Origin of the sequence: Nocardia sp. NPDC050408 (assembly GCF_044458905.1) — a bacterium.
In the GTDB taxonomy this organism is placed as follows: Bacteria; Actinomycetota; Actinomycetes; order Mycobacteriales; family Mycobacteriaceae; genus Nocardia.
This window is the reverse complement of sequence record NZ_JBITIL010000035.1, coordinates 1-16,008: the sequence shown is the minus strand read 5'-3', so window position 1 is coordinate 16,008 and position 16,008 is coordinate 1. Positions and strand designations below refer to the sequence as shown.

At 66.0% G+C, this 16,008-nt stretch carries 17 protein-coding genes; 10 read left to right on the top strand and 7 right to left on the bottom strand.

Annotation, left to right across the window (positions count from 1 at the left end):
* The first annotated feature begins 46 nt into the window (after positions 1-46).
* Positions 47-505 (top strand): MarR family winged helix-turn-helix transcriptional regulator, encoded by a 459-nt coding sequence (locus tag ACIBJI_RS41010; protein WP_396958049.1) that lies wholly within the window; start codon positions 47-49, stop codon positions 503-505.
* Here the strand turns inward: ACIBJI_RS41010 and ACIBJI_RS41005 are convergent, their stop codons facing one another.
* A complete protein-coding gene (locus tag ACIBJI_RS41005) occupies positions 506-2,038 on the bottom strand; it encodes an AMP-binding protein (protein WP_396958050.1) in 1,533 nt (510 codons plus the stop codon).
* Between the two features lie 147 nt (positions 2,039-2,185).
* Between ACIBJI_RS41005 and ACIBJI_RS41000 the strand changes: the two genes are divergently transcribed.
* The gene (locus tag ACIBJI_RS41000) at positions 2,186-2,902 is read left to right on the top strand and encodes an enoyl-CoA hydratase/isomerase family protein (protein WP_364358280.1); all 717 of its coding nucleotides are present in this window, start codon (positions 2,186-2,188) and stop codon (positions 2,900-2,902) included.
* Between the two features lie 5 nt (positions 2,903-2,907).
* On the opposite strand, the gene ACIBJI_RS40995 is transcribed toward ACIBJI_RS41000, so the two are convergent.
* The gene (locus ACIBJI_RS40995) at positions 2,908-3,822 is read right to left on the bottom strand and encodes an LLM class F420-dependent oxidoreductase (RefSeq protein ID WP_364358283.1); all 915 of its coding nucleotides are present in this window, start codon (positions 3,820-3,822) and stop codon (positions 2,908-2,910) included.
* Between the two features lie 214 nt (positions 3,823-4,036).
* Here ACIBJI_RS40995 and ACIBJI_RS40990 point away from each other — a divergent pair, with 214 nt between their 5' ends.
* Together ACIBJI_RS40990 and ACIBJI_RS40985 are read left to right on the top strand one after the other, a co-directional pair.
* A complete protein-coding gene (locus tag ACIBJI_RS40990; protein WP_364358319.1) occupies positions 4,037-4,744 on the top strand; it encodes a 3'(2'),5'-bisphosphate nucleotidase CysQ in 708 nt (235 codons plus the stop codon).
* A 38-nt stretch (positions 4,745-4,782) separates the two neighbouring features.
* Positions 4,783-6,726 carry a nitrate- and nitrite sensing domain-containing protein gene (locus ACIBJI_RS40985; RefSeq protein ID WP_397088496.1) on the top strand — a complete coding sequence of 648 codons (1,944 nt, stop codon included), beginning with the start codon at positions 4,783-4,785 and terminating at the stop codon, positions 6,724-6,726.
* A 7-nt stretch (positions 6,727-6,733) separates the two neighbouring features.
* On the opposite strand, the gene ACIBJI_RS40980 is transcribed toward ACIBJI_RS40985, so the two are convergent.
* From ACIBJI_RS40980 to ACIBJI_RS40965, 4 genes are read right to left on the bottom strand one after another with little or no spacing between them, the layout of a single operon-like run.
* Positions 6,734-6,943, bottom strand: coding sequence for a hypothetical protein (locus ACIBJI_RS40980; protein WP_364358289.1), 210 nt, complete (start codon positions 6,941-6,943; stop codon positions 6,734-6,736).
* Between the two features lie 10 nt (positions 6,944-6,953).
* The gene (locus ACIBJI_RS40975; RefSeq protein WP_397088494.1) at positions 6,954-7,838 is read right to left on the bottom strand and encodes an NAD(P)-dependent oxidoreductase; all 885 of its coding nucleotides are present in this window, start codon (positions 7,836-7,838) and stop codon (positions 6,954-6,956) included.
* Positions 7,831-8,226: a 4-carboxymuconolactone decarboxylase gene (pcaC, locus tag ACIBJI_RS40970; RefSeq protein ID WP_364358295.1), complete on the bottom strand. Its 396-nt coding sequence runs from the start codon at positions 8,224-8,226 to the stop codon at positions 7,831-7,833. Before pcaC ends, ACIBJI_RS40975 begins: the two co-directional genes overlap by 8 nt.
* 21 nt (positions 8,227-8,247) lie before the next feature.
* Complete coding sequence (locus ACIBJI_RS40965) at positions 8,248-9,081, bottom strand: NAD(P)-dependent oxidoreductase (protein ID WP_364358298.1); 834 nt, start codon at positions 9,079-9,081, stop codon at positions 8,248-8,250.
* Between the two features lie 88 nt (positions 9,082-9,169).
* Between ACIBJI_RS40965 and ACIBJI_RS40960 the strand changes: the two genes are divergently transcribed.
* The 5 genes from ACIBJI_RS40960 to ACIBJI_RS40940 all read left to right on the top strand — a co-directional run bounded on the left by ACIBJI_RS40960 (position 9,170) and on the right by ACIBJI_RS40940 (position 14,120).
* On the top strand, positions 9,170-10,747 hold the full coding sequence (locus ACIBJI_RS40960) for a methylmalonyl-CoA mutase family protein (RefSeq protein WP_364358301.1): 1,578 nt from the start codon (positions 9,170-9,172) through the stop codon (positions 10,745-10,747).
* Positions 10,747-11,190 (top strand): cobalamin B12-binding domain-containing protein, encoded by a 444-nt coding sequence (locus ACIBJI_RS40955; RefSeq protein WP_397088491.1) that lies wholly within the window; start codon positions 10,747-10,749, stop codon positions 11,188-11,190. Before ACIBJI_RS40960 ends, ACIBJI_RS40955 begins: the two co-directional genes overlap by 1 nt.
* A 49-nt stretch (positions 11,191-11,239) precedes the next feature.
* Positions 11,240-12,196 (top strand): LLM class F420-dependent oxidoreductase, encoded by a 957-nt coding sequence (locus ACIBJI_RS40950; RefSeq protein ID WP_364358304.1) that lies wholly within the window; start codon positions 11,240-11,242, stop codon positions 12,194-12,196.
* Positions 12,197-12,432: 236 nt separating this feature from the next.
* Positions 12,433-13,491 (top strand): CaiB/BaiF CoA transferase family protein, encoded by a 1,059-nt coding sequence (locus tag ACIBJI_RS40945; RefSeq protein ID WP_397088489.1) that lies wholly within the window; start codon positions 12,433-12,435, stop codon positions 13,489-13,491.
* A 206-nt stretch (positions 13,492-13,697) separates the two neighbouring features.
* A complete protein-coding gene (locus ACIBJI_RS40940) occupies positions 13,698-14,120 on the top strand; it encodes a group 1 truncated hemoglobin (RefSeq protein WP_396958210.1) in 423 nt (140 codons plus the stop codon).
* 311 nt (positions 14,121-14,431) lie between these two features.
* Here the strand turns inward: ACIBJI_RS40940 and ACIBJI_RS40935 are convergent, their stop codons facing one another.
* Complete coding sequence (locus ACIBJI_RS40935; RefSeq protein WP_397088487.1) at positions 14,432-15,382, bottom strand: sigma-70 family RNA polymerase sigma factor; 951 nt, start codon at positions 15,380-15,382, stop codon at positions 14,432-14,434.
* 122 nt (positions 15,383-15,504) lie between these two features.
* On the opposite strand from ACIBJI_RS40935, the gene ACIBJI_RS40930 reads away from it, so the two are divergent.
* Complete coding sequence (locus tag ACIBJI_RS40930) at positions 15,505-15,903, top strand: SgcJ/EcaC family oxidoreductase (RefSeq protein ID WP_364358313.1); 399 nt, start codon at positions 15,505-15,507, stop codon at positions 15,901-15,903.
* The last annotated feature ends 105 nt before the right edge of the window (positions 15,904-16,008 follow it).

Here is a 16,008-nt window from a genome sequence, read left to right as displayed (position 1 = left end):
ATACACATGCGTCATTGGTGACGCGCGCATCGGCAGAAGGGTCGGGATGGATAAGCCCACGCATTTGATCGAATTCGAGACCATGCTGCTCGGCCGGTACAGCCTGGCGTCTCGGCGTGGCGCCAATCGCATGGACCGCAGCGCGTACACCCTGCTCAATCGACTGCACGGCGAAGGCCCGATGTCCATCGGGCAGCTCAGCGAAGCGCTGGGGTTGGAGGCATCCACCCTGCGTCGGCAAACCGCCGCGATGATGCGCGCGGGCCTGATCGAACGGATCCCGGATCCCGAGGGCGGCATGGCTCGACTGTTCCGCATTACCCCGGAGGGAAGTCGCCAGCTCGACTCCGACCGCACCAAGAGCGTCCGCGATCTGGACAACATCATGGCCGACTGGACGCCCGGCGATGTCGCCGCCTTCGCCGCCTACCTCGAACGTTTCAACACCGATATCGAGCGCTACCACGGCCGTCCATGGCCGCGGCATTCCACCATCGGCCATTGATCACGCCGCACGCAGACTCTGTCGGATCCGGTACTTCTGCACCTTGCCGCTGGGCGTGCGCGGAAAGTCCTCGACCACGACTAGCTCCTCTGGCCATTTCTGCTTGGCCAGCCCCGCCTCGGCGAAATGCGCCTGCAGATCCGCCAGCGTCGGGGCATCCGAACCCGGGTGTAGTCGCACCACCGCGGCCACATGCTCGCCGAGCCGAGCATCGGGTGCTGCGACGGCGACCGCTTCGGCGACCGCCGACATGGTCAGCAGGACCTCTTCTACCTCGAGCGCGCTGATGTTCTCGCCGCCGCGGATGATCAGGTCGGAGGTGCGGTCGGTAATAGTGAGGAATCCGTCCTCGTCGAGCACGCCGATATCGCCGGTGTGATACCAGCCCTCGTCGTCGAAAACCTTCGCGGTGAGCGCCTCATCGGTGTAGCCGAGACACAGATCCGGTCCGCGGCTGAGGATTTCGCCGTCTTCGGTGAGCCGGATCTCGATGCCGGGCTGCGGATCGCCGTCGGTATAGAGCCGCTTGGGCTCCGGTGCGGTGCAGTTGGAGGCGGTGATCGAGGGGTGTTCGGTGCTGCCGTAGGAGCGGTAGACGATGAGGCCGAGTTCGGTCAGCCGCTCGGTGACCGAACTCGGCACCGATGCGCCGCCCATGCCCGCGTACTTCATGTGCAGCAGATGTTCGGCGGTGAAGGCGGGATGGTCGACCAGGCTGGTCAGGTAGTAGGGCACGCCACCCGCGACGGTGATGCCGTAGGTGGTCATGAGGGTCAGGATCTGTTCCGGATTCCAGGTGTCGACCAGGTTGACCGCGATGCCGTCGCGGATCGGGATGAGGAAGGCATTGAGCATGCCGATGAAATGGCCGACCGGCGCGGCGGTGATCTGCGGACCGAGGTCGGCCGGGTAGTGCTCGGCCAGTTGGCGGGTCTCGCAGCCGAGGGTTTGATGGCTGTGGATCACGCCCTTCGGCGCGCGGGTAGTGCCCGAGGTGAAGGCGATCAGCGCCGGATTGGCCGGGTCGACCTCGACGACTCCGCTGAACGGCTCCGCATCGAGCAGATCGTCGAAGGTGTGTCCGACAACCCCGACGATCGGCACCTCCGCGTATACGGCCGGGTCGTAGTCGATCGAACCGAATCGGTCGGTCGTGACGAAGACGCGTGGACGCACCGCACCCAGGATGTAGCCGACTTCTCGGGGGCCGTAGATATGCACGATGGGTACCACGATCGCGCCGAGAAAGGTTGCGGCCCAGAAGGTTGCGGCCGCCTCCATCCAATTGGGCAGCTGGAAGGCCACTACATCACCGGGACCGACACCCCGCTTGTGTAAGCCCCTGGCCAGTCGGCGGGCGACCAGCTCGACATCACGGAAGGTTCCGGTGTAGGGCCGGACCGGCGAATGCACGCGGAACCTGGCGTCGGGGGCGGCGGCCAGACCGCGCGCCAGCAGGTCGCCGAGCGAATCGCGGGTCCACCAGCCTTCGGCTTCGTACCGTTTGACCAGTTCGGCGGGGATTGTGCGCATATGGACTCCAAGTACCCGGCGCGCGGGCATAAGTCGGCCACACCCGCGGCGCTGTCGGGTGGTTACGGGATGGGTGTCGGGGGCTGCCGCTCTGAATATACTATTCTCCAGAAAGTAGAATGCCAATATCTTGATCGGAGAACTGACATGGTGGAGCTCGAGCTGAGTGACGGGCTTGCGGTCGTCACCATCGATCGCCCGCAGGCGCGCAATGCCATCGCGCCGGAGACGATGGATCAGCTCGAGAAGGCACTCGATGCGGCCGAAGGAGCCCGCGCGCTGGTCATTCGTGGCGCCGGGGACAAGGCCTTCGTCTCGGGTGGAGATCTCAAGCAACTCAGCGCGATTCGCACTCTCGAGGCCGCCGAGGAGATGGCATGGCGGATGCGTGGCATCTGCGATCGGCTCGCTGCCTTTCCCGCCCCGGTGATCGCGGCGTTGAACGGTCACGCCTTCGGTGGTGGCGCCGAAGTCGCGGTCGCCGCGGATATTCGGGTCGCCGCCGACGACATCAAGATCGCGTTCAACCAGGTCGCGCTGGCGATCATGCCCGCCTGGGGCGGTGCAGAGCGGCTCAGCGCATTGGTCGGTCGAAGCCGAGCGCTGCTGCTCGCGGGCTCGGGGACCGTACTCGACGCCGCCGAGGCCGAACGCGTCGGCTTGGTGGACCGGATACTGCCTCGCGCGTCGTTCGAGGAGGGTTGGCTGGCGCTGGCTCGGTCGCTGGCCAACCCATCCTCGGGCGAGATCAAGCGGGTGCTCTCCGGGGTATCCGCAGCGGAGGCGGTGAATGCCTTTGCGCACCTGTGGGTTTCGGACGAGCACTGGACGGCGGCGGATAAGGTGCTGAACCGGCCGCGCTGATCGGCTCAGGAGCCGGGCGCGTTGGTATATGTCGCGCCGAATTCCGCAATGAAGTCGAAGGTCGCGGCGGCCTCGCGCGTGTGACAGGAGACGACGATCCAGTCGACACCGGCCTTGGCCAATGTCGCGAAGGCCGCGCGGTGCCGGTCGGCATCGACCGCCGGGGTGCTGATGCTCGCGTCCGGGTAGGAGTAGACCAGATCGATGTGCTCGGTCCGGTCCGCGTCCTGGGCCGCCGATCGCACCTCGGCCATCTTGGCGGCGAGCTGGTCGAGTGTGCCGAGTTCCGGTGTGCGCGCGGTGGTGCTCAGCTCCGCGCCGCCGGTCATCGGGATCCAGCCCTGGGCGCGCGTCGCGACCCGGCGGCGGCTCAGCTTCGAGTTGCCGCCGATCCAGATCGGGATCGGCTTCTGCACCGGCCGCGGCCGGGCGATCACATCGCGGGCGCTGAAGTGGCGACCCTGATAGCTGAACGGTTCGCCGCTCCAATGCAGTGGCAGCACGTCCAGCGCCTCGTCGAACAGTGCGTTGCGCTCATCGAAATCGACTCCGAGAGCGTGGAATTCGCTCTTCTGATAACCCGTGCCCAGACCGACGATCGCGCGGCCGCCCGACAGTTTGTCCAGCGTCGCCGCCGCTTTCGCCAGCAGGAAAGGATTGCGGTAGGGCAGGACCGCGAGATAGGTGATCAGTCGGAGGCGTTCGGTCACACCGGCGACATAGCCGAGTGCGACGAACGGATCGAGCGTCTGGTGTCCGCCGGAAGCCAACCATCGGGCGCCGGGAACCGGGTGCTCGCTCAGTGACAGTCCATCGAATCCGGACCGTTCGGCCGCGATCGCCACATCGCGCAGTGCGCCGACGTCGAGCATGTCACCGTCGTAGCCGGTGGTCTCGGGATAGTGCAGGATGAATCGCATCGGTGGGTGGTCCTCCCTGTGCTCTGCGTGCTCGACCGGTGTCGAGGCGTGCGAGTGCTCGTGACCGGAAAGGGCCTCCGCAGGATAAGAATCACCTTTCCGGTAAATGAGAACCGTACTCTCGAGAAATGTCGACCGGCAAGGGGCCGATAAGGTCATCGAGCGCCTGCGAAAGCGGGCGTACTCGATCCTGCCATCGGACAGTAGGGAAGTAATGGACGATCACACCCTGGCAGCGGCGCTGGCCGAGGAAGCAGGCGAACTCCTGCTCGATATCCGCTCCGAAGGCGGGGCGGTCGGCGACCGGAAGTCCAATATCCTGCTGCTGGATCGGCTGCGGGAGGCGCGTCCCGAGGACATCGTGCTGTCGGAGGAAAGTCCGGACGACCGGAGTCGCATCGGACGGTCCCGGGTGTGGATCGTCGACCCGCTCGACGGCACACGGGAATACGGCGAACCACCGCGTGCGGACTGGGCCGTGCATGTCGCCCTCGCGGTCGACGGCCGAGCGGTGGTCGGGGCGGTGGCACTGCCCGCTGCGGGACTGGTCTTACACACCGGGCAACCACCCGCGTTGCTGCCACCGCAATCCGGTCCCATCCGGGTGGCCGTGTCGCGGAGTCGGCTCTCCGAGGAGGTCGCGCAACTGATGACCAGGTTGTCGGCGACGCCGGTCCCGATGGGGTCGGCCGGCGCCAAGGCGATGGCAGTCGTGCGCGGGACCGCGGATGTCTACGCCCACTCGGGCGGTCAATACGAATGGGATTCGTGCGCCCCGGTCGCCGTCGCAGCTGCGGCTGGGCTGCACGTCTCGCGTCTCGATGGGACCCCGCTGCGCTACAACCGCCCCGACCCCTACCTGCCTGATCTGCTCATCTGTCGTCCGGAACTACGTGACACCGTGCTGGCCGCCCTGCACTAGAGAATGTAATTCTCGGATATGTAAGTTATATTATCGCGGTGTTGAAGGCTCGGTTCCGCGGGATCCGGACAAGAATCCTTGTCATTGCGCTGGTACCCAGCCTGCTGCTGATCTGCATTGGTGTGGGTACCTCGGTCTATCTGTTCAATGACGCGCGGCACGCCGAGGGCTTCGCGCGCACACTGGACACTCACCTCACCCCGACGCGCGAATTGGTCCTCGCCGTGCAACAGGAGCGACTGCTGTCGGTGTCCCAGTTGGCGGGTGCGGTCGTCGATCCCGGTGCACTGGTCGCTGCCCGGATGCGGTTCGATGCCGCGCTGAATTCGCTGGCGGCGGCCGAAGCCGAATTCCAACGCGTGGGCGGCAGCGCGATGGGGAACGTCGTGGCGGCCTTCGAAGAGTTGAAGACTCGGTTACCGGAGCTGCGCAGTGCGATCGATGCCGGTCGGCTACCGGTCGCCGACGCCTACGACTTCTACTGCCGACTATTGGACGGCATGGACGAGGGGTCGGCAACGATCGGACAGTTCGCTCCGGATGCGGCCACCGGCTCCGAACTCACCCGCAATCTGGGGCTGTTGCACGTGGTCGAATCCATGTCGCGCGCCAGCGCGCTGACCGCCGCGGCCGTCCGCCCGCAGGGCCTGCCGCCCAACCTGTCCGCCGAATACCGCAACCTGGTCAGCTATTACCACGTCGAGATCGCGCGATTGGCTACCGAACTCGATGCCGCCAACGCGCAGCGCGTCGCCGATGTCACCGCTTCCCTCGCCTGGCAGCAGGTCAGCGCGATGGAAAACGCCATTGTCGAGGTGCGGCCCGCAAGTGCACCGCAATTGCCGATGAGCGTCGCGCAGTGGCGCGCGGCGGCGGACGAGGTGAACCAGCAGTTGGTGACACTGTGGGTCGGGCACGCCAAGCAGAGCCAACGGCACGCCGCCGATGCGGGTGCCCGGCACGGGCGCGACTCGTTGCTGGCCGCGAGTGTCGTGAGTACGGTCGCTGTGCTGGCGTTCCTGTTGTCGCTGTGGCTGGCCAATCAGCTGATCGGACGCTTGAAACGCTTGCGCTCGGAAACGCTTGCGGTGGCGGAGGTTCGGTTGCCGGAGACAATGCGACGCCTGACCGAAGGGGTGCGCATCGATCCGAAAACCGAAGCCGCACAGCTGGATTTCGGTACCGACGAGATAGGTCAGGTCGCACAGGCATTCAATCGGGCGCACGGCGCTGCGGTCGCGGTCGCGGTCACCGAGGCGAATACTCGCGAGGGTGTGCGCGCGGTATTCAGCAATATCGCCCATCGCAGCCAGATCGTCGTGCACCGACAGTTGGAGATTCTCGACGCGGCCGAACGGCGACAGGAGGATCCAGCGCTGCTGGAAACACTGTTCCAGCTCGACCATCTCGCCACCCGAGGGCGTCGCAATGCCGAGAATCTCATTATCCTCGGCGGCGGCCGCCCGGGTCGACAGTGGCGACGTCCGGTTGCGCTCCGGGATCTCGTCCGCGGTGCGATCGCGGAAACCGTTCAATACACGCGGGTGTACACCAATGCCGGACTGCCGTCGGTATTCGTCAACGGCGCGGTGGTCGCCGACCTCATCCACCTACTGGCCGAACTGGTCGACAATGCGACGGCGTTCTCGCCGCCGCAGTCGCGCGTGGATGTCAGCGGCAATCTGATCGGCACCGGCGTTGTCGTGATGATCAGTGATCAGGGCATGGGCATGTCGGATTCGGAACTCGAACGCGCCAACGAAATGCTGTCCGACCCACCGGATTTCAGCGTCGCGACACTGTCGGCGGATGCCCGGCTCGGGCTGTTCGTGGTGGCTCGGTTGGGTATTCTGCACGGCATTTCGGTGCGCCTGACCGAATCCGACTACGGCGGAGTTCGTGCCGATGTCGTGATCCCGACGGCGGTGCTGGCCGCGGAGAATGCGGCCATTGCTCCACCGACCGCTGTGCAACCGTGGTGAATTCGATTCAATCGGACCGGGCGTCGGTCATCGTGGTCAGCGCCACCGGGCCGCTCCACCCGCACGGCTGCCCGCAGGTGGCGACTAGTTGCGATTCGGTGGCGCCGTCGGCGAAGGTCTGAGTCATCGCCGCGGCGCTGGCGGGATAGCCGCAGCGCGGGCATTTGCCGAAGTAGTGCGGCACCTCGACGACCGAGAATCGGATGGGCGTATTCATGGTGTGGGCCTTAATGTTGCGTGGACCGCGCGTCCGCCCAGCGCGCGATATCGGTTTGGTCGGCGCTCGGCCCCAGATCGGCCGCGGCGCGTGCCCACAGCTCGACGGCGCGCTCGCCGAGTGCGGCCGGTATGCCGAGCGAGGCCGCCAGATCAGTGGCGATGCGCATGTCTTTGAGCATTAGTCCGAGCGCGAAACCGGAATCGAAGGTTTCCGGCAGAATCGCCTGCGGGAACTTGAGTTCGGTTGCGGCACTGCGGCCGCTTGCGGAATTGATGGTCTCGATGATCACGGCGGGGTCCAGGCCGAAACGACGTCCGGCCGCGACACCTTCGGCGGCGGCGAGCAGGTTGACCGCAGCGAGTAGATTGTTGATCGCCTTAACGGCGTGACCGGCTCCCGATGCACCGATGTGCCTCATCTTGCCCAGCGGTGCCAGCACCGAGTCAATTTGGGCAACAGTGTCTTCCGGGCCCCCGACCATGATCGTCAGAGTACCGTCGGTAGCCCCGCGCACGCCGCCGGACACCGGTGCGTCGACCAACGTGATTTGGCGCTCGGCCAGCCCCGCCGCCAGTCGTTGCGTCGACTCCGGTTCGGAGGAGCTCATATCGATCACGATCGTGTCCGGCCCCAGAGCGGCCAGCACCTGCTCGTCACCGAGTACGGATTCGACGACGGCGGAACTGGGCAGCATCAGAATCAGGTGAGTGACTCCGGCGGCGGCCGCGGCAGCGCTGGTCGCTACCCGACCGCCGATGGCGACCAGGGCTGCACGGGCGGTCTCGGACGGGTCGAAGCCGACGACATCGAAACCCGCTGCTACCAATCGCCGCGACATTCGCGCGCCCATGGTGCCGAGACCGAGGAAGGCGATGTGTTCACGTTCAGGCATCAGCGTGCTCCTGCAGGATAGGTCCGGCGATTCGGAACGCTTCGACTCCGGCGGGGACACCGGCGTAGATCGTCGCGTGCAGCAGCACCTCCCGGATCTCCTCCGGGGTGACGCCATTGGTCAATGCTGCCCGCACATGCGTAGCGAATTCCGTGGACCGGTTGAGCGCGGTCAGCATTGCCAGGGTGATCATCGACCGGTTGCGGCGGTCCAGACCGGGGCGGGTCCATACTGCGCCCCAACAGTATTCGGTGATCAGATCCTGCAGTGGCTCGGAGAAGTCGGTCGCGGCGGCCAACGCCCGGTCGACGTATTCAGCGCCGACGACCTCGCGGCGGACCTGTAATCCGCTCTCGTAGCGCGTGCGTTGGTCGGGATCGATTGTCATATCCGGCAATCCTTTCGGTGATCAGTCGAGGAACAGGTCCGGTGTCGGGTGCGCGCCGCCGCCGTAGCGGGACAGGTCCTCGACGCCGCCGAATCGGGCCAACGCCTCGGCGTCGATGAAGCAGTTGCCGGTGATCTCCCGTGCGGGCTGGGACACGATCTCGATCGCGGCATCGGCCATGATCTGCGGACTGCGCGCGGCCGCGAGTTGATTCGTGCCGTCGTCGAGGTTGGCCACGGCGGAGGTGGCGATGAAGGTCTCGGGCCACAGGCAGTTGAATGCGATTGCGGCCTTGGCGTATTCGACTGCCCAGCCCTGCGACAGCAGCGTCATTCCGTACTTCGACAGCGTGTAGACCGGGTGCGCGCCGAGCCAGCGCGGATTCATGTTCACCGGTGGCGCGATGGTCAGCACGTGCGGGTTGGCCGAATTGCGTAGGTGCCGCACGCAGGACTGGGTCAGCAGGAAGGCGCCGCGGATATTGATGTCCATCATCAGATCGAACTTCTTGGGCGACAACCGCTCGGTCGGCTCGGTCGCGATGGCGCTGGCATTGTTGACGCAGATATCGATGCCGCCGAAGCGTTCCAGCGCGGTGCCCACCACCCGCTGCACATCCTCCTCGCGGCGCACATCACCCACCACGGCGGCCGCCTTGCCGCCCGCGGCCTCGATTTCGGCGGCCGCGGTGTAGACGGTGCCGGGCAGCCGTGGATGCGGTTCGGCCGTCTTGGCCAGCAGCACCACGTTGGCGCCCCGTCGGGCGGCGGCGACCGCGATGGCCAGTCCGATACCGCGGCTGGCGCCGGAGATCACCATCGTGCGGTCGGTCAACGGTCGGTGCTGATCGGGCATCGTGCTCCTCGGGAAAACGGGGTTGTGAGAACTCACTCGCTTCAGATGGTATTGGCATTCTCTTTTTTGGCAAGTAGCGTATTCACTGATGAACGACCAAGTGCAGACCTCGTCCGGTATCCCGCTCGAGCCGGTCTACGGACCGGACGACCGGCGTGCCGATCCGCCCCGGCCGGGCGCATATCCCTTCACGCGTGGCAACTTCGCCTCCGGCTACCGGGGTCGGTTGTGGACGTTCCGGCAGTACTCGGGCTTCGGCACAGCGGAGGAATCCAATCGGCGCTATCGGTATCTGCTCGACCAGGGCGGCACCGGACTGTCGGTGGCGTTGGATCTGCCGACTCAGTGCGGCTACGACTCCGACGATCCGGAGGTGAGCGAGGAGGTCGGTCGGGTCGGCGTCGCCGTGGACACCCTCGCCGACGCCGAGGTGCTCTTCGATGGCATCCCGCTGGACAAGATCAGCACCAGCTTCACCATCAACGGGACCGCGGCAATCCTGTTGGCGTTCTATGTGGCGGCCGCGGAGAAAAAGGGGGTGTCGCGGGAAAAGCTCACGGGCACCATCCAGAACGACATCCTCAAGGAGTACGCCTCGCGTGGCACCTGGATCTGGCCGCCGGAGCCGTCGCTGCGTTTGATCGCCGACACCATCGAGTTCTGCGCGGCCGAGGTGCCGCGGTTCAACGCGATCTCGGTGGCGGGCGCGCACTTTCGCGACGCCGGGGCGACCGCGGTGCAGGAGATGGCCTTCACCCTCGCCGACGGCGTGACCTACTGCGACACCGTGGTGGAACGCGGCCGGATGACGATCGATCAATTCGCGCCGCAGATCTCGTTCTTCTTCTATACCCACGGCGACTTTTTCGAGGAGATCGCGAAATACCGTGCGGGTCGGCGTCGTTGGGCCACCCTGGTGCGCGAGCGATACGGCGCGAGCACGGATAAGGCGTCGATGTTCCGGTTCGGCTGTGTCGCCGGCGGCGCGTCGCTGTATGCGCCGCAGGCCCAGAACAATCTGGTGCGGGTCGCCTACGAGTCGATGGCCTCGGTACTCGGCGGGGTGCAGTCGATGTTCACCGCCGCGTGGGACGAGCCGTTCGCGCTGCCCAGCGAGGAGTCGGCGACGCTCGCTTTGCGCACCCAGCAGATCCTCGCCTACGAGACCGGTGTGACGCGGGTGGCCGATCCGCTCGGCGGCTCCTACTTCGTCGAGGCGCTCACCGACGCCACCGAGGCCCGCATCGTCGAGATCATGGCCGATCTGGAGCAGCACGGTGGCATGGTGCGCTGCATCGAAGACGGATATCTGCAGGGGCTGATCGCCGACGAGGCCTATCGGCTGCATCAGGAGGTGGAGTCGGGCTCGCGTCCGGTGGTCGGGGTGAACCGATTCGTCTCCGACGAGCCCGCACCCGATATCGGCACCTACGAACTCGACGCCAAGGGACGGGAATTGCAGCTCGAGCGCCTGGCCGGGGTGAAGGCCGAACGAGATCCCGCTGCGGTGCGTGCCTGTCTCACCGCTTTGTCGCATGCCGCCGAAGGAGACGGAAACCTGATGCACAATCTGATCGACTGCGCCAACGCGTACTGCACGGTCGGCGAGATGACCGCCGCACTGAAGTCGGTATGGGGCGAGTTCCAGCAGCCGGTGGTGTTCTGATGCCCGCACGCGTACTCGTCGCCAAGCCGGGGTTGGACGGGCACGACCGCGGCGCCAAGATCGTCGCCCGCACCCTGCGCGACGCCGGGTTCGAGGTCATTTACACCGGCATCCGCCAGCGTGTGGAGGACATCGTGTCGATCGCGTTGCAGGAAGACGTCGCCGTAGTCGGTTTGAGCATCCTGTCCGGCGCGCATGTGTCGATGACGACGCGCGTCGTGGACGCGCTGCGGGCCGCCGGCGCGGGGGATATCGCGGTGGTGGTCGGCGGCACCATCCCGCAGGCGGATGTGCCGCGTCTGCTGGAAGCCGGTGCGGCCGCGGTCTTTCCGACCGGTACCGCGCTGGAGACGCTGGTCACCGAGATCCGCGCGCTGTGCTTACCCACCCCGTCGGCTCCGCCGACTGCCGTCCCCGAGACCGAAACCTCGACGCCGTCGTGATCCTGAGCGGCCGCAGTCATCTGAAAGAGCTTGGAAACTGGAGGAATTCATGCGAATCGGAGTGATGATCGGGCCGGAGAAGGGGGACTCCGCGCGCAAGCTCGCCAGGATGCTCGACGATATCGAATGGGCCGAAACCGCGGGCCTGGACACCGCCTGGATTCCGCAGATACCCACCGATTTCGATGCACTGATCACCATCGCGCTGATGGGTATGAAAACCACCCGCATCGAATTGGGCACCGCGGTAGTGCCATTGCAGGCGCAGCATCCGATCGCCCTTGCCCGCCAGGCACTTTCGACGCAAGCCGCTGCCGGGGGGCGGCTCGCACTAGGTGTCGGTCCCTCGCATCACTGGATCGTGCAGGACATGCTCGGGCTGCCCTATACGAAACCGGCGGCCTACACCCGCGACTATCTGGACGTGCTGAATGCGGGTCTGCGCGGGCCCGGCCAAGTCGATATCGAAAACGACAGCTTCACCGTGCACAATCCGCTCGACCTGGGCCCGGTCGCGCCGGTGCCGGTGCTGATCGCCGCACTAGGGCCGGTCATGTTGCGCATCGCCGGGGAACAGGCCGACGGCACTATTCTGTGGATGGCCGACGAGCGCGCGGTGGCCGACCATGTCGTCCCGAAGATCACCAAGGCCGCCGCCGACGCCGGGCGGCTCGCACCGCGCATCGTCGCCGGGCTGCCGGTGTGCCTGTGTGCGCCGTCGGAAATCGACGAGGCCAAGGCGCGGGCCAACCGGATTCTCGGCGAGGCAGAGGTCTCGCCCAACTACCAGCGGCTGCTCGAACAGGGTTCGGCGCGCGATATCGGTGACATCTGCGTCGCGGGCGACGAACAGGCGATCGCGGCGGGACTGCGGCGCTTCGCCGACGCCGGTGCCACGGACCTGTCGGTGCGGCTGCTGCCCATCGGCGACACCCGCGACGAACTCATCGCCTCCAAGCGCAGAACTCGGGAGATGATCGCCGAACTGGCGAAGGAACTGCGGTGAGCGAGCGTCGGCGAGTGAACCATCGACACAGCGCGCAATGGCGCACGACGGAGCCGAGCGTCAGCGAGGTGCAGTCGTGAGCGAGCGTCAGCGAGTGAACCATCGACACAGCGCGCAATGGCGCACGACGGAGCCGAGCGTCAGCGAGGCGCAGTCGTGAGCGAGCGTCAGCGAGTGAACCATCGACACAGCGCGCAATGGCGCACGACGGAGCCGAGCGTCAGCGAGGCGCAGTCGTGAGCCAACCGGTGCCCGGCGCGGCGGCGGGGCCGCTGGCGGGGATCCGGATACTCGAGGTGGGCACCATGCTCGCCGGTCCCTACGCCACCATGATGCTCGCCGATCTCGGTGCCGAGGTGACCAAGATCGAACCGCCGAACGGGGAGATTTCGCGACAGGTCGGCGACTCCTATTTCGCGAGCCTCAACCGCGGCAAGCGCAGTATTCGACTCGAATTGGCCAGCTCCGCCGGACAGCGCCGACTGGCCGAACTCGTCGCGCAATCCCATGCGCTGCTGGTGAATTTGAAGCCGTCGGCGATCCGTCGCCTCGGCCTGACCTACAAGTCCCTGCGGCAGTTCAACGACCGGATCGTCTGCGTGGCGATCACGGGCTTCGGCTTGGACGGCGGTGAGGATCCCGCCTTCGATTATGTGATCCAGGCGGCCGTCGGCATCGCCGCGATGACGGGCGATCCGCAGGGGCCGCCCACATTGCCCGGCTATTCCTCGGCCGACAACTCGACCGGCCTCACCGCCGCGCTCGGCCTGCTCGCCCAGATTGTCTCCGGCCGCGGTGGGCAGGTCGACGTCTCGCTGTACGAGGTGATGCTCTCGCAGCTGAACTACCATGCGTCGGCCTATCTCAACGACGGCAAACAACCGCAACGCCGAAACTTCGGCGCACATTCGTATTACGTTCCAGCACAGCTCTTTCCAACCGCCGACGGTCATCTGGCGCTGTTCATCACCCACGATGGTTTCTGGAAGGTCTTCGCCGCCGAGGCCGGTGTCGACGGGTTCGAGACAATGGCCGAGCGGGCCGCGCATCGCGACGACGTACTCGCCGCGGTGACCGCCGCCCTTGCCACCGATACCGCATCCGGCTGGGAATCTCGCCTGCGGCCGCTCGGTATTCCAGCGGCCGCGGTGCGCACCCTGTCCGAGGCACTGGCCGCCTCCCCTGAAACCATCGTCACCGTCGGCGATTACCGGCTGATCGGCAGTCCGATCCGGATCGCCGGATACCGGCCGCGATACGGTCCGCCGCCGGTGCTCGGCGAGCACGAAATGTAGGCGTGCCGCTGGGCTGGCGGTGCTTGAGCGAGCACGCAAAGTCTGTCCTGTTTTCGCGGGACGAGTCGGTTTCGAAATATTGCTCACCGGTGGTGGCAGCCAGTTGTGAGTTCCAGGAAATATGCTGGCCACGAAGGGAAAACGGGCTGCGACAGCCGACTAACGGAACGGAAACCGACCGGTGCTGTTCTGAATGCATGGAAATCATGTCATGGTTCAAGTCCAAGTCCGGCGCGGCCACGATCGCCGAGCCCGGCACAATCTACGAGCAGATCGGGGGGCAGGAGGCACTCGAGGCGGTAGTCGAGGACTTCTACGTCCGCGTCCTCGCCGACGACCAGCTGGCGCCATTCTTCACCGGTACGAACATGTCTCGGTTGAAGGGACGGCAGGTCGAGTTCTTCTCCGCTGCGCTCGGCGGCCCCGGCCCGTACACCGGTGCCCCGATGAAGCAGGTCCATCAGGGCCGTGGCATCACGATGCACCATTTCACCCTTGTGGCAGGCCATCTGACCGATGCGCTGACCGTCGCCGGGGTGCCGACGGCGCTGGTGGAACAGATCATCGGGGCTATTGCCCCGCTGGCCGACGACATCGCGTCCGGCTCGGCCTCCGAGTCACCGCGCTGACCCTGCCTCCGTTGGCCACCGCCTACGCTCGGCGACCATGAGGTGTAGGCGCAATGCCCGTACCTGGCCGGGAACACTTCGACTCCGTCGCCGCCGAACTCAACATCCCGCAACCCAAAACGCTCAGGTCTTGTCCTGCGCGAACCAGCAGCGGCGCTTTCGTCATTCCGGGGCCGTCTGCATCGTTCGTCGAGTGCTACCCCGATCAACTTCCGTACATACTCACCGATAACAGACTGTCCAGCAAGGCTCCTGCTATCCCGCGCGGCTGCGCGATGGCCGCGGCCGGGTCCGATCGAACCGACTGAGGCTCAGGGCAATCGCGGTGGCAGGGCAAAGAGCTGAAATACCTCCTCGACCTGGTAGGCGACCATGTGCGTGATGCGGTCGCCGTCAATGGTGAAGACCTGCAAGGTGTGCAGCATGTAGCCTCCGTCGGCATCGCGGACGTAGGCCGCCAATGCGGGTCCGCCGTTGGCCCCGACCGGCACCAATTGCCAATCGGTGCCGCGGGTGTCGAAGACGCGGGCCATGAACCCGACGTAACCCTCCCGGCCGAGGTACCAATTGAGCATGGGCGGCATTTCCATGATCACGTCGTCGGCCAGCAGTTTCTCCAGCGCGGCCAGGTCGGCGTTCCGGAAGGCGGTGACGTAGCTGTCCAGCACGGCCCGCTGCTGCGCGCTCTCGGTGACCTCGTCCTCTCGTATTCCATTCTGGTTCAGCGCCTTACGTGCCCGCTGCAACGCGCTGTTGACCGCCGCCGGTGTCATATCCAGCGCCTGCGCCACCTGCGCGGCGGGCCAGTCTAGTACCTCGCGTAGCACCAGTACCGCCCGCTGGCGCGCGGGCAAATGCTGCATGGCCGCGACCAGCGCCAGTCGCAGACTGCCTTGCGCCAGTACGGCTTCCGATGGATCGGCCAGCATGGAGTCCGGAATCGGTTGCAGCCAAGGGATTTCTCCGCCGTGGACCAATGCCTCGCGTGGATCGTCGCCGGGCGCGTTGCCCAGACCGGAGGGCATCGGTCTGCGCCCGCGCTGCTCCAGCGCGGTCAGGCAGGCATTGGTGGCGATCCGGTACAGCCAGGTCCGCATCCCGGCCCGGTTCTCGTCATAGCTGTCGCGCGCCCGCCAGGCTCGCAACAGCGTCTCCTGCACCAGATCCTCGGCGTCTTGCACCGACCCGAGCATGCGATAGCAATGTGCGAGCAACTCCCGCCGATACCGGTCGGTGCTCGCCGCGAAATCCACGTCCGCCATGCCCTCAGCTCCTCGAAAACGCCTCCACCGAACTTTTCTACACCGCGAGCGATGAATCGGGCACGGTCCGCCGGTAGGTACTCGTGAGCCGCTCACCGCGGCCGTGACCTCAGGAGGAAATCATGACCGACACCGCAATGCGCACCGACCGCGAGGCCGTCCTCGACGTACTGAACAATCTCTACCGCGCCTGGGCCGCCAACGACGCCGACGCCTTCGTCGCCGACTACGACCCCGACGCCACGTCCATCCTGCGCGGCGTCTTCAACTCCGGTCGTGCGGCCGTCCGAGACCGGATGGCCGCAGGTTTCGAAGGCCCGCTGCGCGGCTCGAAAACCCTGGACGAACCCCAACTCGTCCGTTTCCCTACCCCCGACACCGCCATCGTCGTCAGCCGCAGCGCGGTCGTGATGGCAGGCGAAACCGAGCCCCCTGCCGACCGCTGGGTGATGGCCACCTGGACCCTGATCCGCCGAAACAACCGCTGGCTCCTCACTGCGTACCACAACTGCCCGGCCTAGTACTGCAACAGGTGCGCCCAGAGATCAGGAGGTGATCGTTTTGCGGTCATGACCTGTGTCGGAAGCTCGTCGTCGCCTGCCGGTGTGAGTCCGGTCCGGGTAGCT

Coding starts and splice junctions, on each gene's coding strand:
- ACIBJI_RS40975 (WP_397088494.1), bottom strand. CDS start 7,838: ATGCCTGAACGTGAACACATCGCCTTCCTCGGTCTCGGCACCATGGGC.
- ACIBJI_RS40935 (WP_397088487.1), bottom strand. CDS start 15,382: ATGGCGGACGTGGATTTCGCGGCGAGCACCGACCGGTATCGGCGGGAG.
- ACIBJI_RS41005 (WP_396958050.1), bottom strand. CDS start 2,038: ATGCGCACAATCCCCGCCGAACTGGTCAAACGGTACGAAGCCGAAGGC.
- ACIBJI_RS40955 (WP_397088491.1), top strand. CDS start 10,747: ATGCCCGCACGCGTACTCGTCGCCAAGCCGGGGTTGGACGGGCACGAC.
- ACIBJI_RS40990 (WP_364358319.1), top strand. CDS start 4,037: ATGGACGATCACACCCTGGCAGCGGCGCTGGCCGAGGAAGCAGGCGAA.
- ACIBJI_RS40940 (WP_396958210.1), top strand. CDS start 13,698: ATGTCATGGTTCAAGTCCAAGTCCGGCGCGGCCACGATCGCCGAGCCC.
- ACIBJI_RS41000 (WP_364358280.1), top strand. CDS start 2,186: ATGGTGGAGCTCGAGCTGAGTGACGGGCTTGCGGTCGTCACCATCGAT.
- ACIBJI_RS40980 (WP_364358289.1), bottom strand. CDS start 6,943: ATGAATACGCCCATCCGATTCTCGGTCGTCGAGGTGCCGCACTACTTC.
- ACIBJI_RS41010 (WP_396958049.1), top strand. CDS start 47: ATGGATAAGCCCACGCATTTGATCGAATTCGAGACCATGCTGCTCGGC.
- ACIBJI_RS40960 (WP_364358301.1), top strand. CDS start 9,170: ATGAACGACCAAGTGCAGACCTCGTCCGGTATCCCGCTCGAGCCGGTC.
- ACIBJI_RS40965 (WP_364358298.1), bottom strand. CDS start 9,081: ATGCCCGATCAGCACCGACCGTTGACCGACCGCACGATGGTGATCTCC.
- ACIBJI_RS40995 (WP_364358283.1), bottom strand. CDS start 3,822: ATGCGATTCATCCTGCACTATCCCGAGACCACCGGCTACGACGGTGAC.
- pcaC (WP_364358295.1), bottom strand. CDS start 8,226: ATGACAATCGATCCCGACCAACGCACGCGCTACGAGAGCGGATTACAG.
- ACIBJI_RS40950 (WP_364358304.1), top strand. CDS start 11,240: ATGCGAATCGGAGTGATGATCGGGCCGGAGAAGGGGGACTCCGCGCGC.
- ACIBJI_RS40930 (WP_364358313.1), top strand. CDS start 15,505: ATGACCGACACCGCAATGCGCACCGACCGCGAGGCCGTCCTCGACGTA.